At 60.8% G+C, this 24,766-nt stretch carries 20 protein-coding genes; 13 read left to right on the top strand and 7 right to left on the bottom strand.

Features of this window, described 5'->3' with window-relative positions; translation table 11 throughout:
- Positions 1–73 precede the first annotated feature (73 nt).
- The 3 genes from CAF80_RS15390 to CAF80_RS15400 form a co-directional block, all read right to left on the bottom strand.
- The gene (locus CAF80_RS15390) at positions 74–3,748 is read right to left on the bottom strand and encodes a translocation/assembly module TamB domain-containing protein (protein ID WP_085667522.1); all 3,675 of its coding nucleotides are present in this window, start codon (positions 3,746–3,748) and stop codon (positions 74–76) included.
- On the bottom strand, positions 3,745–5,472 hold the full coding sequence (locus CAF80_RS15395) for an autotransporter assembly complex family protein (protein ID WP_085667521.1): 1,728 nt from the start codon (positions 5,470–5,472) through the stop codon (positions 3,745–3,747). The genes CAF80_RS15390 and CAF80_RS15395 overlap by 4 nt, the downstream gene beginning before the upstream one ends.
- Positions 5,473–5,538: 66 nt before the next feature.
- Positions 5,539–6,189: an N-acetyltransferase gene (locus CAF80_RS15400; RefSeq protein ID WP_007951503.1), complete on the bottom strand. Its 651-nt coding sequence runs from the start codon at positions 6,187–6,189 to the stop codon at positions 5,539–5,541.
- Positions 6,190–6,363: 174 nt separating this feature from the next.
- Between CAF80_RS15400 and xthA the strand changes: the two genes are divergently transcribed.
- Both xthA and CAF80_RS15410 read left to right on the top strand, forming a co-directional pair.
- Complete coding sequence (gene xthA, locus CAF80_RS15405) at positions 6,364–7,176, top strand: exodeoxyribonuclease III (RefSeq protein ID WP_085667520.1); 813 nt, start codon at positions 6,364–6,366, stop codon at positions 7,174–7,176.
- Between the two features lie 116 nt (positions 7,177–7,292).
- A complete protein-coding gene (locus CAF80_RS15410; RefSeq protein ID WP_085667616.1) occupies positions 7,293–8,627 on the top strand; it encodes a substrate-binding domain-containing protein in 1,335 nt (444 codons plus the stop codon).
- 172 nt (positions 8,628–8,799) lie between these two features.
- Here CAF80_RS15410 and CAF80_RS15420 read toward each other — a convergent pair whose 3' ends face one another.
- Entirely contained in the window at positions 8,800–10,029 is a 1,230-nt protein-coding gene (locus CAF80_RS15420; protein WP_074688994.1) for an acyl-CoA dehydrogenase, read from the bottom strand.
- Positions 10,030–10,218: 189 nt separating this feature from the next.
- On the opposite strand from CAF80_RS15420, the gene CAF80_RS15425 reads away from it, so the two are divergent.
- From CAF80_RS15425 to CAF80_RS15450, 5 genes are all read left to right on the top strand, one after another.
- On the top strand, positions 10,219–11,163 hold the full coding sequence (locus CAF80_RS15425; protein WP_064380747.1) for a LysR family transcriptional regulator: 945 nt from the start codon (positions 10,219–10,221) through the stop codon (positions 11,161–11,163).
- Positions 11,164–11,218: 55 nt separating this feature from the next.
- Positions 11,219–11,620: a MerR family DNA-binding transcriptional regulator gene (locus CAF80_RS15430; protein WP_007951507.1), complete on the top strand. Its 402-nt coding sequence runs from the start codon at positions 11,219–11,221 to the stop codon at positions 11,618–11,620.
- Positions 11,621–11,649: 29 nt separating this feature from the next.
- Positions 11,650–12,549, top strand: a complete 900-nt coding sequence (locus tag CAF80_RS15435) for a hydroxymethylglutaryl-CoA lyase (protein ID WP_085667518.1) — start codon at positions 11,650–11,652, stop codon at positions 12,547–12,549.
- Positions 12,550–13,618: 1,069 nt separating this feature from the next.
- Positions 13,619–13,984, top strand: a complete 366-nt coding sequence (locus CAF80_RS15445; RefSeq protein ID WP_074689002.1) for a DUF6124 family protein — start codon at positions 13,619–13,621, stop codon at positions 13,982–13,984.
- Positions 13,985–14,071: 87 nt separating this feature from the next.
- Positions 14,072–14,428 carry a DUF6124 family protein gene (locus CAF80_RS15450; RefSeq protein ID WP_074689004.1) on the top strand — a complete coding sequence of 119 codons (357 nt, stop codon included), beginning with the start codon at positions 14,072–14,074 and terminating at the stop codon, positions 14,426–14,428.
- A 54-nt stretch (positions 14,429–14,482) separates the two neighbouring features.
- Here the strand turns inward: CAF80_RS15450 and CAF80_RS15455 are convergent, their stop codons facing one another.
- The gene (locus tag CAF80_RS15455; RefSeq protein ID WP_085667517.1) at positions 14,483–16,180 is read right to left on the bottom strand and encodes an AMP-binding protein; all 1,698 of its coding nucleotides are present in this window, start codon (positions 16,178–16,180) and stop codon (positions 14,483–14,485) included.
- Between the two features lie 201 nt (positions 16,181–16,381).
- Here CAF80_RS15455 and CAF80_RS15460 point away from each other — a divergent pair, with 201 nt between their 5' ends.
- The 4 genes from CAF80_RS15460 to CAF80_RS15475 are packed head-to-tail and all read left to right on the top strand — an operon-like array spanning position 16,382 to position 21,944.
- Entirely contained in the window at positions 16,382–17,545 is a 1,164-nt protein-coding gene (locus CAF80_RS15460; RefSeq protein WP_039767508.1) for an isovaleryl-CoA dehydrogenase, read from the top strand.
- A 13-nt stretch (positions 17,546–17,558) separates the two neighbouring features.
- A complete protein-coding gene (locus CAF80_RS15465; RefSeq protein ID WP_085667516.1) occupies positions 17,559–19,166 on the top strand; it encodes a carboxyl transferase domain-containing protein in 1,608 nt (535 codons plus the stop codon).
- Between the two features lie 13 nt (positions 19,167–19,179).
- The gene (locus CAF80_RS15470) at positions 19,180–19,995 is read left to right on the top strand and encodes a gamma-carboxygeranoyl-CoA hydratase (RefSeq protein ID WP_085612692.1); all 816 of its coding nucleotides are present in this window, start codon (positions 19,180–19,182) and stop codon (positions 19,993–19,995) included.
- Positions 19,995–21,944 carry an acetyl/propionyl/methylcrotonyl-CoA carboxylase subunit alpha gene (locus tag CAF80_RS15475; RefSeq protein WP_085667515.1) on the top strand — a complete coding sequence of 650 codons (1,950 nt, stop codon included), beginning with the start codon at positions 19,995–19,997 and terminating at the stop codon, positions 21,942–21,944. The genes CAF80_RS15470 and CAF80_RS15475 overlap by 1 nt, the downstream gene beginning before the upstream one ends.
- Before the next feature lie 39 nt (positions 21,945–21,983).
- Here the strand turns inward: CAF80_RS15475 and CAF80_RS15480 are convergent, their stop codons facing one another.
- A complete protein-coding gene (locus CAF80_RS15480) occupies positions 21,984–22,640 on the bottom strand; it encodes a LexA family transcriptional regulator (RefSeq protein WP_039767691.1) in 657 nt (218 codons plus the stop codon).
- A 129-nt stretch (positions 22,641–22,769) separates the two neighbouring features.
- On the opposite strand from CAF80_RS15480, the gene CAF80_RS15485 reads away from it, so the two are divergent.
- A complete protein-coding gene (locus CAF80_RS15485) occupies positions 22,770–23,108 on the top strand; it encodes a DUF6124 family protein (RefSeq protein ID WP_039767517.1) in 339 nt (112 codons plus the stop codon).
- 163 nt (positions 23,109–23,271) lie between these two features.
- Here CAF80_RS15485 and CAF80_RS28640 read toward each other — a convergent pair whose 3' ends face one another.
- Positions 23,272–23,490 carry a hypothetical protein gene (locus CAF80_RS28640; protein WP_134333879.1) on the bottom strand — a complete coding sequence of 73 codons (219 nt, stop codon included), beginning with the start codon at positions 23,488–23,490 and terminating at the stop codon, positions 23,272–23,274.
- A 97-nt stretch (positions 23,491–23,587) separates the two neighbouring features.
- Between CAF80_RS28640 and CAF80_RS15490 the strand changes: the two genes are divergently transcribed.
- The gene (locus tag CAF80_RS15490; protein ID WP_074689012.1) at positions 23,588–24,739 is read left to right on the top strand and encodes a M14-type cytosolic carboxypeptidase; all 1,152 of its coding nucleotides are present in this window, start codon (positions 23,588–23,590) and stop codon (positions 24,737–24,739) included.
- Positions 24,740–24,766: the final 27 nt, after the last annotated feature.

Raw genomic sequence — 24,766 nt, forward strand, 5'->3', positions numbered from 1 at the left:
ATGGGACGCGGAGCGTCCCGGGCTGCATTCCCACGCGGAGCGTGGGAACGATCAGGAGGAGAGGGAAAGCGGGCTAGAAATCCCGCTTGTAGAAGATGTCCAGCGAACTGGCCACGCCGCTGGCGGCTTCGAGGTAAACCTTTTTGCTCAGTTTGTAACGCAAGGCGATGGTGTTGGCCGGCTCGAACACGCCGACGCCATAGCGCAGGCTGAGTTTTTCCGAGATGTTGCCGCTGGCCACCACGCTGGTGGTGTTGCCGCTGCCCTGGGTGTCGAGCTGGAAGTCCTGAATGCCCAGGTCGCTGGCCAGACTGCTGGTGACCCCGGAACTGCCCATCAGGCCCAGACCGAGCGCGGCCTGCGCGAGCATGTTGTTGTCTTCGCCGGTGGTGCTCAGCGGACGCCCCAGCACCAGATAAGACAGCGCCTGTTCCTGGCTCATGGCCGGTTCCGAGAAGATCTGTGTCGTCGGCTGCTCGGCGCTGCCGCTCAGGCGGATGCCTGCGATCACATCATCGGTCTGGCGAATCGCTTCGATGTCCAGATATGGCTGATCGATCGGGCCGGCAAACAGCAGACGCGCGCGACGCACCGTCAGGCGCTGACCGTAGGCGCGGTAACGTCCGTCGTTGAGCCACAGTTCGCCACGGGTGTCCATGTTGTCGCCGATGTGCGCCTGGCCTTGCAGGTTAGCGGTCAGGCCGAACCCGGCGAAACTCAACTTGTCCTGGCCGACCACCACATCGATGTCCATTTTCATCGCCAGCGGCGGTTTGCCCTCCTCGGTCTGCGCGCCGACGATGATCGTGTCATCGGAGACTTTCACCGTCGATGGCGGCAGTTCGCGCACGGTGATTTCGCCTTTCGGTACCAGCACTTTGCCGGCAATCGCCAGCTCATCGCCGGCCATGGAAATCTTCAGGTCCGGCGCTACTTCCAGTTTCGCGTAGGGCTCGACCGTCACCGGCAATTGCGTGCCCTTGAGCGCCAGATCCACCACCAACGCCTGACCCCAGGCGATGTTGCCGTTCAGACTGCCCTGCCCGCTCTTGCCGCTTTTCCAGCCGCCATTCAATTGCACGGCCTCACCGGCGATCACCGCTTGCAGTTGCAACGCTTGCAGCTCGATCGGCAACTCCGGCCCGGACACTTCGCCGTCGCTGAGCTGCACGGTGCCGTTGACCAGCGGCGCGAGCAGGCCACCGGAAATCGTGCCGCTGCCGCTCAGGCGCCCGGTGAGTTTCTCGACCATCGGCACAAACGGCCGCGCCACCGACAGATCAAGCCCGCTGAGGCGGAACGAACCGCTGAGCGGTTTGCTCGCCGGCAGCGGATTGATCTGCGCCTGCACCATCAACTCGCCAAGCTTGCCGCCGGCGAAATTGAGATCAGTGTCGATGCGCTTGGGCGTGAGTTTGCTGGTGAGCTTGAGGGTCTGGTACGGGAAGTCGACCCACTGATCCTTCTCGCGCATGCGCAAGGTGCCGCCGCTGGCATCGATGCTGATCTGGCCGTTCGGGCCGCTGGCCGGCAGGTCCAGTTGCAGGTCGGCGTTGAGCTTGCCCTGCCAGGCGAAATCCTTCGGCAGCCACTGCGCCAGGCTTTCGATCGGGAATTGCTTGAGGTGATAACGCAGCTTCGGCTCCGGCATCAGGCGCTGATCTTCACCGCACAGGCTGGCATTGCCGGACATCCAGCAATGGGCGCCAAAGTTGATCTTGCCGTCGGCCAGACGCTCGAGTTTCGCCGGGTTTTGCAGTTTCCAGTCCTGACCGCCGGCCTGAATGTCACCGCTGGCCAGACGCCCGCGCCAGTTGCCCTTGTCCAGATTGCCGTCCAGGCCCAGCGCCAGTTTCAGCTTCGGCCCGAGCAGGTCGAGGTTGAGTTTCTGGCTTTTGATATCGCCCTGAGCGCTGGCGGTCAGGGTGCCCAGCGACGTGTCGCCGGCCTGAATCCCGCTGCCCTTGAGGTCGATTTTCGCCCGTTGCGCGCTGTCGAGGGTGGCATCGAGGTTAAGGCTTTGCAGGCGATTGTCCTGGAACGCCAGTTGCGAACCTTGCAGGCCGAGCTTGCCTTGCGGCGCCTTGAGCGTGCCGGCGACATCGACCCGACCGTTGATCTGCCCGCGCAGTTGCGGCCAGAGCTGGGCCAGACGCGCCAGTTTGATGTCGATCTGCCCGGTGAGCTTCTGTTGCAGGCTGCCCTTGCCGTTGATGCTGTTGTCGCCGAGGCGAATTTGCAGGGCATTCAGATTCCACTGCTCGCCCGCGCCGTCGGCCTTGGCTTGCAGGATCGCCGGTTGGCCGCGCAGTTTGCCTTTCAGATCGAGGTCGGCATTCAGGCTCAGGCGCTCGTTTTTCATTTCGCCTTTGCTTTTCAATGGGCCGGCCAGGGTGCCCGGCAGCTCCGCAACCCAATACGCCGGGTTGAGCGCCGACAGCTCCAGCGCGGTGTCCCAGGCGATGCCATCGGCGAACTGCACGTTCACATGGCCTTCGGCCTTGCCCTGCCCGGCTTCGAGTTTCAGTTGCGGCAGGAAGATCTGCTTGAGATTGCCACTGAACGGACTGCTCAGGCTGAACGCCCCCGCCGGACCATCTGCAGCGGCGGCGAAGTTACCGAGGTACTGACCGTCGGTGTAGGAGACTTCGCCGGTGAAGGTACGCAACGTGACCTGCGGCTCGTCGATTTCCGGATAGAGCCGGTGCCAGGGGAAATCCAGCCAGTTGATATTGGCCTGGGCGCTGAGGCCTTTGCTCCAGTCGACATTGCCAGTGAGCTTGAGGCTTTGCTTGTCGTTGGCCGTCAGATCGAGGCCGGCAATCTGTGCACCGTTGGCGTCGACCTTGCCTTTGAGCAACAGCGCTACCGGGCCTTTATCGGCAGGCAGCGTCGCATTGCCGAGCAATTGGTAACCGTTTTTCAGGTCGCCTTCGCCGGTCAATAGCAGTTGATTGAATTGCAGCGTGTCCGGCAGATCCGCACTCGGCTTGAACGCCTCCGAGGTGATCCGCACTTTGGCCGGCAGGTTTTCCGCCAACGGTTGCAGTTCGCCGCTCAACTGGCCGTCGAGGTAGCCACGGCTGTCGGCGTTAAGGTTGAGGTTTTTTAGCAGGTCGCCGTCGATTTTCAGCGCCAGCGTCCACGGCTCGGGCGCCGGCGACGGCAAGGTCAGATCACCGGTGATGTTCAGCGGCCAGTTGCCGGTCGGTTGTAGCAGGCCGGAGAGGTTCAGGCTCAACTCGTCGCGTTGCAGTTTCACGCTGTCGATCTGCATGCCTTTGGCCGTCCAGTGCGCCGCCAGTTGCAGGCCTTTCAATTCTTCGCTGCCGTTGAACAACAGGCTGCCGACCTGCACGTCGCCCAGCTCAATGGCCACGGGCAATTGCAGATCAGGAAGTTTGATTGGGCCGCTTTCGGTGACTTCTTCGCTCGGCGGAAATTGCAGGCTGACGGTATCGGCCTTGAGCTGTTCGATGCACAACGTCATGCGCGTCAGGCACAGCGGCGACCATTCGAAGATCGGCTTGTCCAGTTCGACGCGGCTGCTGTCCTGCTGCCACAACAGATGATCGGCGCTCCACTGCCCGCCGAGGCGACCCTGAAAGTTGTCGACGCTCAGGCCCGGCACCAGGCCCAGCACCCAACGGCTGCCCGCCTGCGTTCCGAGCACAGCGGTGATGCTCAATACGATCAGCAGCACCAGCGACAACAGCGTCAGCGCCGATATTTTCAAACCACGCTTCACAGCTCAGGCCCCATGGAAAAGTGCAGCCGGATGCCGCCATCGTCGTCCAGCGCGTGGGCCAGGTCGAGGCGGATCGGCCCCACCGGCGAGACCCAGCGCACACCGATACCGACCCCGGTCTTGAGGTTCGGCAGTTCGAGTTTGTTGAAGGAGTTGCCCTGATCGACGAAGGTCGCCACGCGCCACTTCTCGGCAATCGAGTATTGGTATTCGACGCTGCCGGCCACCATGTAGCGCCCGCCGATGCGGTCGCCCTCGGAGTTCTCCGGGGACAGGCTCTGATAGTCGTAACCGCGCACGCTCTGATCGCCACCGGCGAAGAAGCGCAGCGACGGCGGCACCGATTTGTAGCCGTTGGTGGCGCTGCCGCCGACCTGCACCCGGCCGAGCAAGCGATGCTTGTCGAATACGGTGGTCAGGCCCTTGATCAGCGCCGTGCCATAAAGCAGGTTGTTGTCCGAACCGAGGCCTTCTTTCGCCACTTTGCTTTCGAAGGTCAGGCGATAGCCGTTGTGCGGGTCGATGCGGTTGTCACTCTTGAGGTAGGAATAGCTGACGCCGGGCATCAGCAAGGTGCTCAGACCGGAGTCGTCGCCGAGCTGGTATTCCTCGCGCTGCCATTTCAGCGAGATCACTCGCTGCCAGCCGCTGGGCAATTTGCTGTGCCATTCCGGGCCGAAAGTCAGCAGCTTGCTCAAGGTGTCGGAACCGTCGATGTCCTCGTATTGATAACCGCCGGCCCAGCGCAGTTTGTCGGTCAGCGGCGGGTCCAGCGGGATGTCGTAGAACAGACCGACGTTCTGCCGTGGCGCCGATAGTTCGGCCTCCCAGCCATAACTGTCGCCCTGCGGGTTGACCCAGTGGCGGGTCCAGTTGGCCTTGATGCGCGGGCCGACGTCGGTGGAATAACCCAGCCCCAGGCCCATGGTGCGCGGCTTGCGGGTGTCGAGTTTGACGTCCACCGGGATCACGCCGTTTTTCGCGGCGGTCGGCGCGGCGTCGACCCGCACGCCTTCGAAGTAGCCGCTCGATTGCAGGTCGCGGTTGAGTTCGGCGATCAGCTCGGAGTCATACGGCTCGCCGGCCTTGAACGGCACCATGCGTTGTAGCAGGTCTTCGTCGAACGGGGTGTCGCCTTCGAAGCTGACCTTGCCCAGCGCATAACGCGGGCCGCTTTCGTAGATCAGTTCGACATCGGCGACCCCGGCGCGTGGATCGACCATCAATTTCTGGCTGGTGAAACGGCCACTGAAGAAGCCATAACGCGAGGCCTGGTTCTGAATCAGGCGCTTGGCGTCTTCGTAACGCCCATGGTTGAGCACCGCGCCGGGCTTGAGCACGTCACTCTTGGGGACTCGAAAGGATTTGAGAGAGGCCGCCGGACCGTCAACACGCACGGTCACGTTGCGCAGGCGAATCGGCTCGCCGGGATCGATGTTCAGCACCAGACGCGGTTTTTCACCGCCCTTGACGTCACTTTCGATCTGCGGCTGGTAATAACCCAAGGCCTGGGCCGCCTTGCGCGCCTGTTCTTCGGCGCCGCGACTGAAGCGCTGCAAGGCTTCTTCGTCACGATCGCCGAGACTGCCGATATAGCCTTCTATATTGGCTTTCAGTTCATCGTTGGACGGTTTGATCCGCACATCCAATTCACTTTGCGCCAGCGCCGCGCAGCTGGTTAACAGCATGAGCACGCCACTGGTAAATCTTCCTGGAAACTTCATAGGCGCGGATGCTATCACGGGCTTGGGAGCGTGATAGAACAGGAAATTTCCGAAAAAGTTCGATGGTCATCCCGTTGCTGTTTGTAACACCTGCGGGTTGGCGTGGAAAAACACGTGCTCGCGCACCGGGCCGACGGCCACTTCGCCGATTTCCTCGTAACCCTGACGCTTGTAGAACTCCAGGTAACGCGGGTTGCCGGTGTCGAGGATCACGCCTTGGGAGCTTTCGTCCACCGCGCACCAGTTGTGCACCGCTTGCAGCAGTTGCTCGCCGAAATGCTTGCCCTGAAATTGTGGATGCACGCCGAGCAGCGGCAGCATGTGCACCGAGTCGGTCGGCACGCAGGCCTCAACGGCGGCGTGATATTCCAGATAACGCCGGGTGCAGCGAAAACCGGTGCTCAGCACCATACGCAAACGCCAGGCCCAACTCTCGGTAACACCCAGGCGCCGTTGCGGCGGCGCGATCAGGGCGATACCGATCAAGCGGTCGTTGACCAGCAAGCCGATGGCCGGCAGATCCTGAAGGAAATGCTGTTTGACCAGCTCCCGTACCGTGGCGCGCACCCGTTGCTCGTAACCCGGACGCTCTGCTTCGAACAGATAAGCGAAGGTCGGCTCGTGGCGATAAGCCTGATAAAGAAGGGATCGCGCTTCACGGGAATAGCCGCGGTCGAGCATATGAATGTCGGCGATGGCGGTTTGGGTTTCAGGCATGACGGTGATTCTCCCTGGACGGGACTCAAGAGGCCCCGTTCTTGTTATACGAGCCTTGGGCTGAAGGGATCGTTCCCACACCCGAAAAACATTAGCAGCGCATATGGACTACCGCCACGCTGGCCCAGATCCTACATGTCAGCTAGCATCGCCCTTTTGCCAGGACTGCCGACCATGAAGATCGTTTCCTTCAACATCAACGGACTGCGGGCCCGTCCGCATCAGCTGGCGGCGCTGATCGAAAAGCATCAGCCGGACGTCATTGGCCTGCAGGAAACCAAGGTCCACGACGACCAGTTCCCGCTGGAAGAAGTGCGGGCCCTGGGTTATCACGTGTATTTCCACGGCCAGAAAGGCCATTACGGCGTCGCCCTGCTCTCGCGCCAGGAACCGATTGCCGTACACAAAGGCTTCGCCACCGATGAAGAAGACGCGCAGCGGCGCTTTATCTGGGGCACATTCGCCGACGCCAACGGCGTGCCGGTGACGATCATGAACGGCTATTTCCCACAGGGTGAAAGCCGCGACCACCCGACCAAATTCCCGGCCAAACAGCGTTTCTACAGCGACCTGCAAGCCCTGCTGGAGAGCCAGTTCCACAACGAGCAGCCGCTGGTGGTGATGGGCGACGTCAACATCTCTCCGGAAGACAGCGACATCGGCATCGGCCCGGACAACATGAAACGCTGGCTGAAAACCGGCAAATGCAGCTTCCTGCCGGAAGAGCGCGAGTGGATGGCCCGCCTGAAAAACTGGGGCCTGACCGACAGTTTCCGTCACCTGAACCCGGACGTGACCGACACGTTCAGCTGGTTCGACTACCGCAGCCGCGGGTTTGAAGACGAGCCGAAACGGGGCCTGCGCATCGATGTGATTCTGGCGTCCCACGGTTTGCTGCCACGGGTGAAAGCCGCCGGCGTCGACTATGAACTGCGCGGGATGGAAAAGCCTTCGGACCATGCGCCGATCTGGCTGGAATTGAGCTGATTCGCTTGAAAGCAGAAGATCACAGCCAGCGGTGGTGATCTTCTGTCCTGTCATCTTTCAGAAACGTCTTTGACTTAATCTCCCCGGCAATCCCCTTGGCTGCAATCGGTGCCGGCATGACCCTGCGTGTTCTGTTCGTTTTTCTTCTGAGCGCCTGGCTGAAGGTTGCGGTTGCGGCGTTGCCCATTCCCGAGAGCGGCCCGGCATTGCGCATCCAGGGTTCCAACACCATTGGCGCGGCGCTCGGCCCGGCGCTGGTGGAAGGCCTGTTGCAAGACCAGGGGCTGTTGAAAGTCCACAGCGAAACCCCGGACACCGCCAACGAACAACGAGTCGTCGGCCTGACGGCCCAGGGCCAGAGGGTCGTGGTGGAAATCGCTGCCCACGGCTCGAGCACCGGTTTCACTGCACTCAAGAACGCCAGCGCCGATCTGGCCGCCTCTTCGCGCCCGATCAAGGACAGCGAACTGCTGAACCTGCAAGCCCGGGGCGATCTGAAAAGTCCCGACGCCGAGCAAGTCATTGCCATCGATGGCCTGGCGATCATCCTTCATCCCGACAATCCGCTGAATCAATTGAACACCGAACAACTGGCGCGAATCTTCAGCGGCGAGGCGAAGACGTGGGAAGACGTCGGCGGCAAGGGGGGGACGATTCATTTATATGCGCGGGATGATCAGTCCGGCACCTACGACACCTTCAAGGAACTTGTCCTCAGCCGTCGTGGGAAATCCCTGAGCAATGCCGCGAAACGGTTTGAATCCAGCGAACAATTGTCCGACGCGGTCAGTGCCGATCCTCAGGCCATCGGTTTCATCGGCCTGCCCTATGTGCGTCAGGCCAAGGCCGTGGCGATTGTCGACGGGCAATCCCAGGCGATGCTGCCACTCGCCAGCCTGATCGCCACCGAAGACTATCCGCTGTCGCGGCGGCTGTTCTTCTATCTGCCGCCGGACAGCAACAATCCCTGGGCGAATGCCTTGGTGGAGTTTGCGCAAAGCCGTCGGGGCCAGGCGATTGTCGCGGCCAACGGTTTTATCGCCCAGACCGTGCAGGCCATCGCCGTTACGCCGAATGCGCTGATGCCCGAGGGTTATCAATCCCTCAGCCGCCACGCCCAGCGTCTGACCGTGAACTTCCGTTTCGAAGAAGGCAGCGCCAGCCTCGACAACAAGGCCCGTCAGGATCTGGCCCGGGTGTTCGACTATATAAAGCACCACGACAAGACCGACCGCGCGGTAACACTGGTGGGATTCGGCGACGCCAAGGACGACCCGGCGCGGGCGGATTTGCTGTCGAAGCTGCGGGCGATGGCGGTACGGCGGGAGTTGGTGAAGAACGGCGTAGTGCTACGCGAGGTGCGCGGGTTTGGCGCGCTGATGCCGGTGGCGACCAACAATGGGGATGAAGGCCGGATCAAGAATCGGCGGGTTGAGGTTTGGGTTTACTGAGCGTCGAACCACTGATCGTTCCCACGGCGAGGCGTCAGGCCGGTGATCGTTCCCACGCTCTGCGTGGGAATGCATACCGTGACGCTCCGCGTCACAGTGGACGCAGAGCGTCCATGGCTGCGTTACCACGCAGAGCGTGGGAACGATCAGGACTGACGCGGAATGTCTGTAATCAGCGCTCGCTACGCAGCATTTCCTTCGGCACATACTTGCCGATCTCGAACTTGCCGATCGCCGCACGGTGCACCTCGTCCGGGCCGTCGGCCAGGCGCAGGGTGCGTTGCATGGCGTACATGTAGGCCAGCGGGAAGTCGTTCGACACCCCGGCCCCGCCATGGATCTGAATCGCCCGGTCGATCACCCGCAACGCGACGTTCGGTGCCACGACTTTGATCTGTGCAATTTCGCTCTTGGCGACTTTGTTACCCACGGTGTCCATCATGTACGCCGCTTTCAGGGTCAGCAGGCGTGCCATGTCGATTTCCATCCGCGAGTCGGCGATCTTGTCGACGTTACCGCCCAGACGCGCCAGCGGCTTGCCGAACGCGGTGCGGCTTACCGAACGTTTGCACATCAGTTCCAGTGCGCGCTCGGCCATGCCGATCGAACGCATGCAGTGGTGAATCCGGCCCGGGCCGAGACGACCTTGAGCAATTTCGAAGCCGCGTCCTTCACCGAGCAGGACGTTTTCGTACGGCACTCGCACGTTGTCGAACAGCACTTCGGCGTGGCCGTGGGGCGCGTCGTCGTAACCGAACACCGGCAGCGGACGGAGGATCTTCACGCCGGGAGTGTCGACGGGTACCAGGATCATCGAGTGCTGAGCGTGACGCGGGGCGTCGGGGTTACTCAGGCCCATGAAGATCAGGATCTTGCAGCGCGGATCGCAGGCGCCGGAGGTCCACCATTTTTTGCCGTTGATGACCCACTCGTCGCCATCACGCACGGCACGGGCGGCCATGTTGGTGGCGTCGGAGGACGCGACGTCCGGCTCGGTCATGGCGAACGCCGAGCGAATCTCGCCGCGCAGCAGCGGTTCGAGCCAGCGCTGTTTCTGCTCTTCGTTGGCGTAACGCACCAGCACTTCCATGTTGCCGGTGTCGGGGGCGGAGCAGTTGAACGGCTCGGGACCGAGCAACGAACGGCCCATGATTTCCGCCAATGGCGCGTATTCGAGGTTGGTCAGGCCAGCGCCCAGTTCCGACTCAGGCAGAAACAAATTCCATAGTCCCTCGGCCTTTGCCTTGGCCTTGAGTTCTTCCATGATCGCCGTCGGCTGCCAGCGATCGCCCTCGGCGACCTGACGCTCGAACACGGCTTCGGCCGGGTAAACGTAAGTGTCCATGAACGCGGTCACGCGCTCACGCAGTTCTTGCACCTTGGGCGAATAAGCGAAATCCATGAGCAATTACCTTTTTTCGGCAGGTTGTTTAAGTCATGCAATCGATGCTAGAACAGCGCTGATAATTTACCTAGCCTATTCTCGGCGTGTATAAACATTCATCACCGATATATGATTGGTTGATTTTCCTGGCCGCCCTGACCCGCGCCATTCACCTATAACAAGCACCTATAACAAGAGAGCCGCGTAATGAATCTGAGCAAGGTCGACCTCAACCTTTTCATCGTCTTCGACGCGATCTACACCGAAGCCAACCTGACCCGCGCCGGGCAGATTGTCGGCATTACCCAGCCGGCGGTGTCCAACGCCTTGGCGCGGTTGCGCGAGACCTTCAACGACCCGCTCTTCGTACGTACGGCCCAGGGCATGGTGCCGACGCCCATGGCGCAGAACATCATTGGCCCGGTGCGCAACGCGCTGTCGCTGTTACGGGTTTCGGTTCAGGAAAGCCGCATCTTCAACCCCTCGCAAGCGGTCAAGACCTATCGCATCAGCATGACCGACCTGACCGAAGCGGTGATTCTGCCGCCACTGTTCCAGCGCCTGCGTCGTCTGGCGCCGACGGTGATCATCGAAAGTTTCCTGTCCAAGCGCCGGGAAACCACCAAGGAACTGGCGGCCGGGCGTCTCGACTTTGCCGTGGATGCGCCGCTCAACACCGACCCGCAAGTACGCCACGTCAAGCTGATGGAAGACCGTTACGTCTGCGCCATGCGCAAGGGCCATCCGCTGGCGACCAAGGAAAAATTCACCCTCGACGATTACCTGTCCCTGACCCACATTCATATTTCCAGCCGCCGCAGTGGCCTGGGCCATGTCGATCTGGCGCTGGGCAAAATGGGCATTCAGCGCAAGATTGCCCTGCGCTCGCAGCATTACCTGATGGCGTCCCAGGTGTTGCAGCAGACCGATATGGTCATGACCGTGCCGGAGCGGTTCGCCCGGCGCCATGACCTGCATGCGTTCAATCTGCCGGTCAACGATGTGCCGCCGGTGGAAACCCATTTGTACTGGCACGAAAGCACCGATCAGGACCCGGCCAACCGCTGGATGCGCGAGCAGATGATCGAGCTGTGCCAGCAAGTGACAGCGCACGAGAAGAAGCTCGACAAGCTGCAGACGCCCGCTACTTGACGTAAACGTCAACCTGCCATTAGCTTAGCGCCAAGACCCTTCTTCGAGCGCTTTCATGAGCAGCCAGACCTACAGCATTTCCGACCTCGCCCGCGAGCTGGACATCACCACCCGGGCGATCCGCTTCTATGAAGAACAAGGCCTGCTCAGCCCCGAGCGCCGAGGCCAGGAACGCATCTATTCGCCGCGCGACAAGGTCAGCCTGAAACTGATCCTGCGGGGCAAGCGCATCGGTTTCTCCCTGGCCGAGTGCCGCGAGCTGATCGAGCTCTACGACCCCTCCAGCGGTAACACCAAACAACTCAACAGCATGCTGGCGAAAATCAGCGAGCGCCGGGAACAGCTCGAGCAGCAGTTGCTGGACATCGAACAGATGAAGCTGGAGCTCGACACCGCCGAAGAACGCTGCGTGCAGGCGCTGGAGCAGACGCTCAAGAGTCAGCAAGTCGCGCAGTAGCCTCCCGACAACTACAACAGGTCAACGCCATGTCCCTCCCCTCCCAAGTACGCCTGATCGAAGTCGGCCCGCGTGACGGCCTGCAGAACGAAGCCCAGCCCATCAGCGTCGCCGACAAGGTGCAACTGGTCGACGCGCTGAGCGCCGCCGGCCTCGGCTATATAGAAGTCGGCAGTTTCGTCTCGCCCAAGTGGGTGCCGCAGATGGCCGGTTCCGCTGATGTATTCGCGCAGATCCAGCGCAAGCCCGGCGTGACCTACGGCGCACTGGCGCCGAACCTGCGCGGTTTTGAAGATGCGCTGGCGGCCGGGGTCAAGGAAGTCGCGGTGTTTGCCGCCGCGTCCGAAGCGTTCTCGCAACGCAACATCAACTGCTCGATCAGCGAAAGCCTGGCGCGGTTCGCGCCGATCATGGAGTCGGCGAAACAGCACGGCGTTACCGTGCGCGGTTACGTGTCCTGCGTGCTTGGCTGTCCTTATGAAGGCGAGGTCGCCCCGGAACAAGTGGCCATGGTCGCCCGCGAGCTGTACGCGATGGGCTGCTACGAAGTATCGCTGGGTGACACCATCGGTACCGGCACCGCGGGCGCGACCCGCCGGCTGTTCGAAGTAGTGTCGAAGCAAGTGCCGCGAGAGAAACTCGCCGGCCACTTCCACGACACCTACGGCCAGGCCATGGCCAACATCTACGCCAGCCTGCTGGAAGGCATCGCGGTGTTCGACAGCTCTATCGCCGGCCTCGGCGGCTGCCCGTACGCCAAAGGCGCCAGCGGTAACGTCGCCACCGAAGACGTGGTGTACCTGCTCAATGGCCTGGGCATCGAGACCGGTACCGACCTCGACGCCTTGATTGCCGCCGGCCAGCAGATCAGTGCGGTGCTGGGTCGCCCGACCGGTTCGCGTGTGGCCAAGGCTCGTAGCGCACAGTGAGGGGATGGTGTTACCGCCGAGCGCGAAACGTGGGCACAAGCGAGTAACACGGAAACAAATTGTCTGGTTTTGCCTGAAGGAAAAATCCTTCAAAAATCTCAATCCCTTGATTTACAAGGGTTTTGAAAAGTTGGCACGGCTTCTGCTATCTCTATGGCATAACAAGAATAAAAAGCAGCAAACCAATAAAAATAAGACGTACCGACTCTGACATAACAAAAACAACACGACAGAGACGCAGCTAACAGATTTTTTTGGAGAAGGTGTGCTTTTCAGGGTATTCCTCGGAATGACCCGCAACCGGGCAGAGAACAATAAAACTACCTTCAGGTAGCTCCCGAATCGGTTGGATCGCTAGACGAGAAAGCAGATCAGCGCTCAAAAAAATACGTTTGCTCTTGACCCCGGATGGGGGTCGCCAAAAACAGCGGTAAAGGGCCACGGTTGCCAAAAACAACAACAGACCGCCCCTCAATAATAAAAAAGAGCACGCGACGACAAAATTAAAGGGGAGCTTCGGCTCCCCTTTGTGCTGTCTGGCGTTCTGAAATTGTCCGCGACGGAACTCCCCCCCATCTCGATCTTCCTGCAAGCGCTTACTCGGCATGATCTCAATAAGGCAATTGATGCCGTGCCTCAACATCCAGCCCCACATACAAGTAATCCCAACAAAAACACGGTGGGTTCACGGCTTTTGCTGTGTGTAAACACGACGCCGCATGCGCGTTTAAAGTACACGAACCGTTACGCCATAAGGGCTACAGCACCTTGCGTCGTTGCCTACGCGTACGCCAGAATCCGCCGGCTTACGCGGCTATGGGGTGGGCTATATCGTTTCCCTGTCACTGAAAAACAGTGATCGGGTTTGGTAGCCCGTCTGTAATAGCTGTATGGCAACACCGTATGCAGGCCCTTTTGGGGGGCTCTGTTTTATGGTGGTCATGCGTGGGGCTCATTCGTGAGCGCCGGGTTCCTATTGCAGCCGGTCTACCAACCCGCGTATGGCCGCCACCCATCGTTTGGTAGCGTGGGTGATGGCTCCTTGAGATCTGCGATAGGAGTTGCACGTATGTTCAAAGCCACACCAAACCCGCCAGAAACCGATTCAATCCCCTACGACGCCGCACTCGAAGCCGAAAACATAAAAACGGCCACCGAGCGGGCGATCAATCATTACCTCGATCCTGGGGCGCAGAAGACGTCCAAGCCATCGCGCAAGCCCGGCAAGATCTATCTGGTCAATCCAACAATGGATGACGAAACGCTGCTGGTCGAAGCGTGCGAAACGCTGTCGTCGGCCAGTGACATGGCCCGGGATATTGGCAACACCGTCGATCCGTCGCAGCGCAAGGCGATGCAGATACTGCAGCAGGTCATCATGCTGAGTGAGCTGCTGGTCAATCGTGTGCTGGATAACCATCACATCGCGCGGTAGTTGCCGCCTCGTTGAGGGGCTTGTCCCCTCACTGCCTGGCAGCCGTCTATAAAAATCCTCAAGCGACTCTTTCCGGAGTTCCAGCTGATGTCCAAGACCGTCATTCCACCGTTAGAAGATCCGGTGTCCCCCTACGAATTTCCTGATTCAAGAAAACTCCACGACGCAGCCGAACGCGCCCTCGACTATTACCTGACACCGGCAGCCCGGATCATGGCCACGCCTTACACTCCAAACGACATGTTCATGGTCAACCCGCAAACCGACACGGAATCCTTGCTGGCCAATGCCTGCGAATCCCTCGCGTCAGCCACGGTCATGCTCGGTGAGTTTGCCGGCCTGCTGGAGGGGCCGAACCGCAAGACCCTGTTGGGTATTGCGCAAGTGGTGATGCTGGGTGAGTTGGCGGTGAATCAAGCGTTGGAAAATGTAGAGGTAAAGTAATAAGCGCCGCTTTCGAAGCCAGGGTCCGCGCCCTGGCTTCGAAAGCTCTAATCGTCAGCCCTCGTTGCTACGTAACTCCTCGATACTGATCTCGCGCATCCGGAATTTCTGGATCTTGCCCGTCACCGTCATCGGAAACTCCTCCACAAACTTGAAGTAACGCGGTGTCTTGAAGTGAGCGATGCGCTCCTTGCACCACGCTTGCAGTTCTTGTTCGGTGGCGCTGTGGCCGGGATGGAATTTGATCCAGGCGACGATTTCTTCGCCGTAACGCGAGCAGGGAATGCCGATCACCTGCACATCCGCCACCGCTGGATGGGTGAAGAAGAATTCTTCCAGTTCGCGCGGATAAATGTTCTCACCGCCACGGATGATCATGTCCTTGTTACGCCCGGCGATGCACACGTAACCCTCGTCGTTCATGCTCGCCAGGTCGCCGGTGTGCATCCAGCCTGCCGCGTCGATGGCTTCGGCGGTGGCATTCGGGTTGTTCCAGTAGCCGAGCATCACGCTGTAGCCACGGGTGCACAGCTCGCCGATGGTGCCGCGCGGCACCGGATTGCCGGCCTCGTCGATGATTTTGCTTTCGAGTTGCGGCTGGGTGCGGCCGACGGTGGTGACGCGCAGTTCCAGCTCGTCGGATGGGCCGGTCTGCAGGGACACGGGGCTGGTTTCGGTCATGCCGTAGGCGATTTGCACTTCGCTCATGTGCATTTCGTTGATGACCCGGCGCATCACTTCGATTGGGCAGGTGGCGCCAGCCATGATCCCGGTGCGCAGGGTCGACAGGTCGAACTCGGCGCGCTGCGGTTGATCGAGCATGGCGATGAACATGGTCGGCACGCCGTACAGCGCGGTGGCTTTTTCTTCGGCGACGGTGCTCAGGGTCAGCAGCGGATCGAAGGCATCGTTGGGATAAATCATCGTGCTGCCGTGGGTGATGCAGCCCAGGTTGCCCATGACCATGCCGAAGCAGTGATACAGCGGCACCGGGATCACCAGGCGATCGGCGGCGGTCAGGCCGAGGCTTTCGCCGACCATGTAACCGTTGTTGAGGATGTTGTAGTGACTGAGGGTCGCGCCCTTGGGGAAACCGGTGGTGCCGGAGGTGTACTGGATGTTGACCGGTTGATCGAAGTGCAGACTGTCGCTGCGTTCATGCAATTGTGCTGGCGAGACACTGGCGGCCAGATCTGCCAGTTGCGACCACGGAAGAAAACCCGAAGGCGGCTGCGGATCGAGGCTGATCAAGCCGCGCAGCTCCGGCAGGCGCTCGCTGCGCAGTTCGCCGATGGATTGCTCGGCCAGTTCCGGCAGCAAGCCTTGCAACATGCCGTGATAGTTGGAGCTCTTGAATGCCCCCGCGCAGACCAGCCATTGGCAACCGGATTGCTTGAGCACGTATTCGAGTTCGGAGCTGCGGTAGGCCGGGTTGATGTTGACCAGGATCACGCCGATCTTCGCGGTGGCGAACTGCGTGATACACCACTGCGCGCAATTCGGTGCCCAGATGCCGAGCCGGTCACCGGTCTGCAAACCCAACGCCAGCAGCGCTCTGGCATGCGCGTCTACCGCGTCGGCCAGTTGCCGCCAGGTGTAACGCTGCTGCTGATGGCGCACCACCAGCGCCTCGCCGTCCGGGTACTGCGCGACGGTCTCGTCGAACTTCTGCCCGATGGTCATCGCCAGCAAGGCTTTGTCCTGGGAACCACGGGTATAGCTGCGCTGCGGGTTTGCACTGGGTTGATCCATGACGACCCCTATTGTCTTTATTAGTGGGTGTTGGAACGGAGCCACGGCAGCTCCGACCATTCAGAACTGGCCCTACTCTCGCTCAAGTTGACGTTAACGTAAAGGGTGATTGACAGCCATTCGTCACAGGCTTACGTTAACGTAAAGGTGAGAACTGAAACGCCCTTCTCCCCACCCTACAAAAAAGCCAAAAGGTGACCCATGAGCTACCCATCCCTGAACTTTGCCCTCGGCGAAACCATCGACATGTTGCGCGATCAGGTTCAGTCCTTTGTCGCCAAGGAGATCGCCCCCCGCGCCGCGCAGATCGACAGCGACAACCTGTTCCCGGCCGATCTGTGGCGCAAGTTTGGCGATATGGGCCTGCTCGGCATCACCGTGCCGGAAGAGTACGGCGGCGCTGGTCTGGGTTACCTGGCGCACGTGGTGGCGATGGAAGAAATCAGCCGTGGATCGGCTTCGGTGGCGTTGTCCTACGGCGCCCACTCCAACCTCTGCGTGAACCAGATCAACCGCAACGGCAACCACGAACAGAAAGCCAAATACCTGCCGAAGCTGATCAGCGGCGAACATGTTGGCGCTCTGGCGATGAGCGAGCCGAACGCCGGTTCCGACGTGGTCTCGATGAAACTGCGCGCCGATAAACGCGGCGACCGTTTCGTGCTCAACGGCAGCAAGACCTGGATCACCAACGGTCCCGACGCCAACACTTACGTCATCTACGCCAAGACCGACCTGGAAAAGGGCCCGCACGGCATCACCGCGTTCATCGTCGAACGTGACTGGAAAGGCTTCAGCCGCAGCAACAAGTTCGACAAACTCGGCATGCGCGGCTCCAACACCTGCGAGCTGTTCTTCGATGACGTCGAAGTACCAGAAGAAAACATCCTCGGCGTGCTCAACGGCGGTGTGAAAGTGCTGATGAGCGGCCTCGATTACGAACGCGTCGTGCTGTCCGGCGGCCCGACCGGGATCATGCAGTCGTGCATGGACCTGATCGTTCCATACATCCATGACCGCAAGCAGTTCGGCCAGAGCATCGGCGAATTCCAGCTGATCCAGGGCAAAGTTGCCGACATGTACACCCAGCTCAACGCCAGCCGCGCGTACCTTTACGCCGTGGCCCAGGCCTGCGAGCGCAACGAAACCACGCGCAAGGACGCCGCCGGCGTGATCCTCTACACCGCCGAACGCGCCACGCAAATGGCCCTTGATGCGATCCAGATTCTCGGCGGTAACGGTTACATCAACGAATTCCCGGCCGGTCGTCTGCTGCGTGACGCCAAGCTGTACGAAATCGGCGCCGGCACCAGTGAGATCCGTCGCATGCTGATCGGTCGCGAACTGTTCAACGAAACCCGCTAAAACGGAGCTGTCCATGGCTATCCTGCATACCCAGCTCAACCCCCGTTCAGCGGAGTTCGCCGCCAACAGCGCGGCGATGCTCGAACAGGTCGACGCCCTGCACACCCTCCTTGCCCAAGTGGCCCAGGGCGGCGGCGCGAAAGCTCAGGAACGTCACACCTCGCGCGGCAAACTGCTGCCGCGTGAGCGGATCAACCGCTTGCTCGATCCGGGCTCGCCGTTTCTGGAAATCAGCCAGTTGGCCGCTCACGCCGTGTATGGCGAAGACGTGCCGGCCGCTGGCGTGATTGCCGGGATCGGTCGCGTGGAAGGCGTCGAATGCATGATCGTCGCCAACGACGCGACGGTGAAAGGTGGTTCGTACTACCCGCTGACCGTAAAGAAACACCTGCGCGCCCAGACCATCGCCCAGCAAAACCGCTTGCCGTGCATTTATCTGGTGGACTCGGGCGGCGCCAACCTGCCGCGTCAGGACGAAGTGTTCCCGGATCGCGAACACTTCGGGCGGATCTTCTTCAACCAGGCCAACATGAGCGCCATGGGCATTCCGCAGATTGCCGTAGTCATGGGCTCCTGCACCGCAGGCGGCGCTTACGTACCGGCGATGGCCGACGAAGCGATCATGGTGCGCAATCAGGCGACGATTTTCCTCGCCGGCCCGCCGCTGGTGAAAGCCGCAACCGGTGAAGTGGTCAGCGCCGAAGACCTCGGCGGGGCCGATGTGCATTGCAAGACTTCCGGGGTCGCCGACCACTACGCCGAAAGCGACGAGCACGCCCTCGCCCTCGCCCGCCGCAGCGTCGCCAACCTCAACTGGCGCAAGCTCGGCGAAGTGCAGCAGCGCGCGCCGATTGCACCGCTGTACGCCAGCGACGAGTTGTACGGCGTGGTTTCGGCGGACGCCAAGCAGCCGTTCGATGTGCGCGAAGTGATTGCGCGACTGGTCGACGGTTCGGTGTTCGATGAATTCAAAGCGCTGTTCGGGACGACGCTGGTGTGCGGCTTCGCCCATCTGCACGGCTACCCGATCGCGATCCTCGCCAACAACGGCATCCTGTTCGCCGAAGCCGCGCAAAAAGGCGCGCACTTCATCGAACTGGCCTGCCAGCGCGGCATTCCGTTGCTGTTCCTGCAGAACATTACCGGCTTCATGGTCGGCCAGAAATACGAGGCCGGCGGCATCGCCAAGCATGGCGCCAAACTGGTAACCGCTGTGGCGTGCGCCAAGGTGCCGAAATTCACCGTGATCATCGGCGGCAGCTTCGGTGCCGGTAACTACGGCATGTGCGGGCGGGCCTACGATCCGCGTTTCCTGTGGATGTGGCCGAACGCGCGGATCGGCGTAATGGGTGCCGAACAGGCAGCCGGCGTGCTGGTTCAGGTCAAGCGCGAACAGGCCGAACGCAGCGGCCAGGCGTTCAGTGCTGAGCAGGAAGCCGAGATCAAGCAACCGATTCTCGACCAGTACGAAGAACAGGGTCACCCCTACTACTCCAGCGCACGGCTGTGGGACGACGGCGTCATCGACCCGGCGCAGACCCGCGATGTACTGGCCCTGGCCTTGTCCGCGTCGTTGAACGCGCCTATCGAACCGAGCCGCTTCGGCGTGTTCCGGATGTGATCGGGAGAACCTCATGAGCGACTTCAACACCCTCGAATTGCAGAGCGATCCACGGGGTTTCGCGACCCTGTGGCTGAGCCGCGAAGAAAAGAACAACGCGTTCAACGCCGAGATGATCCGCGAACTGATCCTGGCGCTGGACAAGGTCGCCAGCGACGCCAGCCTGCGTTTCCTGCTGGTGCGCGGACGCGGCAAACACTTCAGTGCCGGCGCGGATCTGGCCTGGATGCAGCAATCGGCCGAACTCGATTACCACACCAACCTCGACGACGCCCGGGAACTGGCGGAGCTGATGTACAACCTCGCCAAACTGAAAATCCCGACCGTGGCCGTGGTGCAAGGCGCGGCGTTCGGCGGCGCGCTGGGTCTGATCAGTTGCTGCGATATGGCGATTGGCGCCGATGACGCGCAGTTCTGCCTGTCGGAAGTGCGCATTGGCCTGGCGCCGGCGGTGATCAGTCCGTTTGTGGTGCAAGCCATCGGCGAGCGCGCGGCGCGGCGTTATGCGCTGACGGCCGAGCGTTTTGGCGGCCAACGGGCGCGTGAGATTGGATTGCTGTCCGAAAGCTATCCGGCAACCGAGCTTGAACAGAAAGTCGAACAATGGATCGACAACCTCCTGCTCAACAGCCCCGCCGCCATGCGCGCCAGCAAGGATCTGCTGCGTGAGGTCGGCAACGGCGCGCTGACGCCGGCCCTGCGCCGCTACACCGAAAACGCCATCGCGCGCATCCGTGTCAGCCCGGAAGGCCAGGAAGGTCTACGAGCCTTTCTGCAGAAACGTGCGCCGAGCTGGCAAGCCGCAACCACCACCAAGGAGCCGCGTTGATGAGCGCACCTGTTCTCACCACCCTGCTGGTGGCCAACCGTGGCGAAATCGCTTGCCGGGTCATGCGTACCGCCAAGGCGCTGGGCATGACCACCGTCGCCGTGCACAGCGCCACCGACCGCGAAGCGCGGCACAGCCGTGAAGCGGATATCCGTGTGGATCTGGGCGGCAGCAAAGCGGCTGACAGCTACCTGCAAATCGACAAACTGATCGCGGCGGCCAAGGCCAGCGGCGCTCAGGCGATTCATCCGGGTTATGGCTTTCTGTCGGAGAACGCCGGGTTTGCTCGCGCCATCGAAGCGGCCGGCCTGATCTTCCTCGGCCCACCCGCCTCGGCCATCGACGCGATGGGCAGCAAATCCGCCGCAAAAGCGTTGATGGAAACTGCCGGCGTGCCGCTGGTGCCGGGTTATCACGGCGAAGCTCAGGATCTGGACACCTTCCGCGATGCTTGCGAGCGCATCGGCTATCCGGTGCTGCTCAAGGCCACCGCTGGCGGTGGCGGTAAAGGCATGAAGGTCGTCGAGGACGTCAGTCAACTGGCTGAAGCGCTGGCCTCCGCACAGCGTGAAGCGCAGTCGTCGTTCGGCGACTCGCGGATGCTGGTGGAGAAATATCTGCTCAAGCCGCGGCACGTAGAAATTCAGGTGTTCGCCGATCAGCATGGCAACTGCCTGTATTTGAATGAGCGCGACTGCTCGATCCAGCGCCGGCACCAGAAGGTCGTCGAAGAGGCGCCGGCACCGGGGCTGAGTCCGGAGCTGCGCCGTGCGATGGGCGAAGCGGCTGTGCGTTCGGCGCAGGCCATCGGTTACGTCGGCGCTGGCACAGTGGAGTTTTTGCTGGATGCTCGCGGCGAGTTCTTCTTCATGGAGATGAACACGCGGCTGCAGGTCGAACACCCGGTCACCGAAGCCATCACCGGGCTCGATCTGGTGGCCTGGCAGATTCGCGTTGCTCGCGGCGAAGCACTGCCGATCACCCAGGATCAGGTGCCGCTCAACGGGCATGCGATTGAGGTTCGGTTGTATGCGGAAGATCCGTCGAATGACTTCCTGCCGGCAACCGGGCGTCTGGATCTGTATCGCGAATCCGCCGCAGGGCCGGGGCGCCGTGTGGACAGCGGCGTTGAGGAAGGCGACGAGATTTCGCCGTTCTACGATCCGATGCTCGGCAAGCTGATTGCCTGGGGCGAGGATCGTGAACAGGCGCGTTTGCGGCTGCTGAGCATGCTCGATGAGTTCGCGATTGGCGGGTTGAAGACCAACATCAACTTCCTGCGGCGGATCATCGGTCATCCGGCGTTCGCGGCGGCCGAGCTGGATACCGGGTTTATTCCGCGCTATCAGGAACAGTTGCTGCCAGCGCCTGCTGCGCTGAGCGATGAGTTCTGGGAGGCGGCGGCGCAGGCTTTTGCACAGAGCCTGCCGGGGATGGCTCGGGCGGATGATCCGGCTTCGCCTTGGGCGCTTCCCAGCGGTTTGCGCGCTGGGTTGCCACGGGAAATCACTCTGCATTTGAGTTGCGAGGGGCAGGACCGGGCGTTGACGCTCGGCGCTGGCGGCAGTGCAAAACTGATCGGCGAGCAACTGGTGCTCGAGCACGAAGGGCTGCGTCGGCAGCTGCGGGCGATTCGTCGTGGAGAGGTGCTGTTTCTGCAATGGGACGGCGAGTTGCGATGCGTTGAAACGTACGACCCGATCAGCGCCGTCGAAGCCAGTCACAGCCATCAGGGCGGTCTGACGGCGCCGATGAACGGCAGCATCGTGCGGGTGCTGGTGGAGGCCGGGCAAGCGGTTGAAGCCGGTGCGCAATTGGTGGTGCTCGAGGCGATGAAGATGGAGCACAGCATCCGCGCGCCCCATGCCGGGGTGATCAAGGCGCTGTATTGCCAGGAAGGCGAAATGGTCAGCGAAGGCAGCGCGCTGGTCGAGTTGGAGGAAGCTTGAAAGGTGGATCGATCCTACGCCTGGCGAGGATCGATCTGACTAGTATTTGGCCGTTGCCTGAACCACGACACCGATGATTCGGCACTCGTCGGTCAACAAGGCTTTCGGCCAGGTCGGATTGAGCGGCACCAGGTAACGCTGGCCGCCCTCTTCGATCAGTTTGCGGAAAATCGCCTCGTCGCTGTCCGGCCACTGGGCGATCACCAGTTTGCCGGGCTCGGCTTCCAGCGCCGGATCCACCAGGATCATCATCCCTTCGCCAATGCTCTGCCCGGTCGGTGCGGTCATCGCGTTACCCGTCACCGTCAGCCAGAACGCCGGGCCACGGGCGTGGTAATCCGTCAGTTCGAAACGTCGCTTGTCCTTGGCACTCGAATACGCTGGCTGGCTCTCGCGGGCCTCGACCGGCGCATTCCACTCGCTGACCGGATAGCGAAAGTAAGGGTTGTACTTCTGCGCCAGGGGCATTTCGTCGTCCGCATCGATCTGCGGTTCACGAATCACCACCGCGACCTCGAGATACTCCATGCCCAGCGCTTTCAGCACGCGGTTCATCTGCGTGATGCCGGGCTCGCGGCGCTTGTTCAGCCAATGGCCGATACCGCCCTGCGACATGCCGACGCGCTCGCCGAGTTCGACTTGAGTGACGTTGAGTTCACTCATTTTGGCCTTGACCAACTCAATCCATTTATCCATGTGCGGCACCATACGTGGACGCCTGCGGCCGGCAAAACACATATTGTAGTATTTAAATTCTGGTCACAAATACTGATAGTACTATTCTTGGGTCACGGATTTGAATCGACCAAGGAGTGACCTTTCACCATGAATATCACCAGCAAAGACTTGCCCGACCTGCAAATGGATACCACCTTCACCTCCCCGCAAGGGTGTGCCGCTGCGCAACGGGCGTTGGACTATTACTTGAAACCAGCTGTGTCAGAACCGGATGCAGAGGAACGCTTCTTCGGCGTGAACAGCAACCTGAGTGGCGAAGAATCCCTGGTCCACGCCTCCGACCTGCTGCGATGCGCAGCAGCCACGGCGTTCAAGGCTGCGGATGGCTTACAGGGCGTCAATCGGGATCTGGCGTTTTCGGTCGTGCACATGGTGGACATGGCACGAGCGATGGTCGATCACTCGCTCGATGGCGCGGTTCGCTGAAGACGGGAGTTCGGACGGACAGGAAAGAACTTTCCAATCGCGCAGATAAAAACATTTGACTTGCAAATGATAATGATTATTATTGCAAGCAGCTGGTCGCGAGATCAGTCGATGGACCAGAGACCTTAGGTCGGTCTTCTGGACTATCTCCTCATCAGGCTAATCACGGTTTTTGACCCGGCTTTTTGCCGGGTCTTTTTTTTGCCAGTTTTCTGGCTTGTGGCTTCAGGCTAATGAAGTCTTTGGGTGCCGCAAATTCGATGGCGCGGATAATATCAAAAGAATATTGCCTGGCAAGCGAACCCCGGCCGCATTGGGGCAAAGTAATGCCAATTAGCACTTGAGAATCAATCGCATAGCCACTAAGCTGCATCCGCGTCACGGAAGACGCCCCCCGCCGCAACCCGCAATTTCCCTCGGTTTCACCCCTGTCTTGCGTGTAAAGTAGCCGCCATAAAAATCATATTCAGGAATCGATTATGACCGTGGCCAAATCTTCGTTCGACATCAGCGCCAACTTCGACAGCGGCAACATCCAAGTCATCGACATCAGCAACCCGCTCAACCCGGTTCTGGCAATTCGGCCAGATACCCGCAGCGGCCATTTCCAGTGGTTCCACTTCAAGGCCAGCGGCCTGCACGTTCATCAGGAACACTGGTTCCGACTGGTCAACGCCAGTCAGTCCTCCTACAACAAGGCCTGGACCGGCTATCAGGCGGTCGCCTCTTACGATCACGTCAACTGGTTCCGCATTCCGACCCAATTCGAAGGCGACAGCCTGCGCTTCTGCCTCGAAGCCGAGCAGACCCACGCCTGGTTCGCCTACTTCGAGCCCTACAGCCGTGGCCGTCATGACTGGCTGATCGAGCAGGCGCTGACCAAGGCCGGCACCGAACTGCTGGCCACCGGAAAAAGCGTCGAAGGCCGCGACATTCAGCTGCTGCGCAAAGGCACTGGCGCCGAAGGTCGCCGCAAGATCTGGATCATCGCCCAGCAACACCCCGGCGAGCACATGGCCGAGTGGTTCATGGAAGGCGTGATCGAACGCCTGGAACATCATGACGATCCGGTGCTGAACAAACTGCTGGCCAGCGCCGATCTGTACCTGGTACCGAACATGAACCCGGACGGAGCCTTCCACGGTCACTTGCGCACCAATGCCATGGGCCAGGACCTGAACCGCGCCTGGCAGAACGCCAGTCAGGAAGTCACCCCCGAAGTACTTTTCGTACAACAGCAAATGGAAAAGTACGGCGTCGATCTGTTCCTCGACGTACACGGCGACGAAGAAATTCCCCACGTGTTCACTGCCGGTTGCGAAGGCAACCCGGGTTACACCCCGCGCCTGGAGAAGCTCGAAGAGCATTTTCGCAGCCACCTGAAACACACCACCAAAGACTTCCAGACCAAGTACGGCTACACCCGCGACGAACCGGGTCAGGCCAACATGACTCTGGCCTGCAACAGCGTCGGCCAGAAGTTCGACTGCCTGTCGCTGACCCTGGAAATGCCGTTCAAGGATCACGATGATGCGCCGAACCCGTTCACCGGTTGGTCGGGCAAGCGATCGAAGCAACTGGGCAAGGACGTGCTGACCACCATCGCGGACATGGTCGACACCCTGCGCTAATCCCCTCGGATTTTCGCTTCACGAAAG

The sequence above is a fragment of the Pseudomonas sp. B34(2017) genome, assembly GCF_002112915.1.
Classification (GTDB): Bacteria; Pseudomonadota; Gammaproteobacteria; order Pseudomonadales; family Pseudomonadaceae; genus Aquipseudomonas; species Aquipseudomonas pharyngis.